The organism is Novipirellula herctigrandis (assembly GCA_007859835.1).
Classification (GTDB): domain Bacteria; phylum Planctomycetota; class Planctomycetia; order Pirellulales; family Pirellulaceae; genus Novipirellula_A; species Novipirellula_A herctigrandis.
The window spans coordinates 1-1,732 of record SJPJ01000012.1 but is presented as its reverse complement, the minus strand read 5'-3'; the positions used below and the strand labels follow the sequence as shown (position 1 = coordinate 1,732).

Annotated in this window: 1 protein-coding gene; it reads left to right on the top strand. The window is 56.5% G+C overall.

All coding sequences use genetic code 11. The annotated features are described in order from the left end of the window. Positions 1-341: 341 nt before the first annotated feature. On the top strand, positions 342-1,732 hold a 1,391-nt coding region (ltrA, locus tag CA13_RS34310), incomplete at its 3' end, for a group II intron reverse transcriptase/maturase (protein WP_419195347.1).

Sequence of the window (1,732 nt, the reverse complement as noted above, 5' to 3'; positions counted from 1 at the left end):
TGTGTACGCCCGACATGGGCGTGAACTTGTGGGGTGCCGCTTTCTTTGGGAAAGCCAGTCCCCTGTACGAAAACGGAACTTGAACGAAAGACAGGATACCAAATGTAATCGATCAAGACGAAGTACTAGGCGAAGGCAACTGCGGCGAGGTGACAGACCGTGGGGAGGAAGCCCGAGCCAAAGCTGCGAGGTGACGAACAGAAACGTCATGAAGGCGGCGAGCTTTCTGAGGCGAGTGGCCCCAGGACCACGAAGCCGTTTCCGACAGGACTCGTCGTAGTTGACGCACTTGTGCAGCGAAAGTTCACGTCCCTTATTCGGGGAGATCTGTCAGCGTACCCGTGAGTAAGGCTTGCCTGAAAGGCGGGGCGACCGGAGTGATCCGGCTCGTGCGAGCAGAAGTCAGCAGAGGTCGTAGTACCGGAGCTTCGCATTCCACCGGAGTCGGGAAGGACCGAACGTTTCTTGACAAGGAAGAACCATCGATGAACTCGAACCGACCGAAACATACAGAACCTACTTCCGGCAACCAGCAAGGAGCGGAAGACTCGAAAGGCCCTGTCGCTCAAGGAAACTTGGGCTCTTCGGCGTCCCTGACCGGTCACTCGGACTCGGCGTCCATCGAGAAGCCAGCCTTGAACGATGTTCCACTGAACCTCATGGAGCAAATTGTCGACACCGACACCCTCGAATGTGCCTGGGCACGAGTCAAAGCGAACCGCGGAGCCCCCGGGCCCGACGGGATCATGATTGACGAATTTCCAGACCACTTCCGAGAACTCTGGCCGGTGCTCCGGCAACAACTGTTGGAAGGAACTTACAAGCCCGGCCCGGTCCGGCGTAAGTCGATTCCCAAAGCGGATGGCGGCGAGCGACATCTCGGCATTCCAAACGTAGTTGATCGACTCGTTCAACAAGCCATCCTGTTAGTCCTGACGCCGATCTTCGATCCGGAGTTTTCCGAATCGAGCTTCGGCTTTCGGCCCTACCGCTCCGCTCATGAAGCGATCCATCTCGTTCAAACGCACATTCAAGCCGGCTATCGCTGGTGCGTCGACATGGACCTGTCGAAATTCTTCGATCGCGTGCAACACGATGTGTTGATGCATCGCGTTGGTCGCAAGGTCCGTGACAAACGTTTGTTGCGTTTGATCGGGAACTATCTCCGAGCAGGTGTGATGGTCGATACCGATTGGCAACCTTCGACCGAAGGCACGATGCAGGGTGGTCCACTTTCACCCTTACTTGCGAACATCCTGCTGGATGATTTCGACAAGGAGATGGAGCGACGTGGTCATCGTTTCGTGCGCTATGCGGACGACTTCTTGGTGTTCTCCAAGACTGAGCAGTCGGCCACTCGCGTCTTTCGGTCAGTCGAGCGTTACCTGACATCAAAGCTGAAACTCGTGGTCAATCACGACAAAAGCAGCGTCTGCTCGGCGGAGGCGGTCGAGTTTCTCGGCTATACCTTTCGCGGTTTCGGCGGACGATTCGGTGTCAGCCGGAAGAACCTGAAGCGGTTCAAAGAGCGTGTGAAGCAGATCACTCGTCGCAACGGCGGGCGTTCGATTCAATCACGTCTAAGCGCACTTCGCCGGTACTTCCAAGGTTGGGTGGGCTACTTTCACTACGGCCTGGGCAAGAAGCAACTGCAGAGTTTGGACAAGTGGATCCGTCGGCGCATCCGCGCCTGCTATTGGAAACAGTGGTATCGAGTCCGCACCCGAATTCG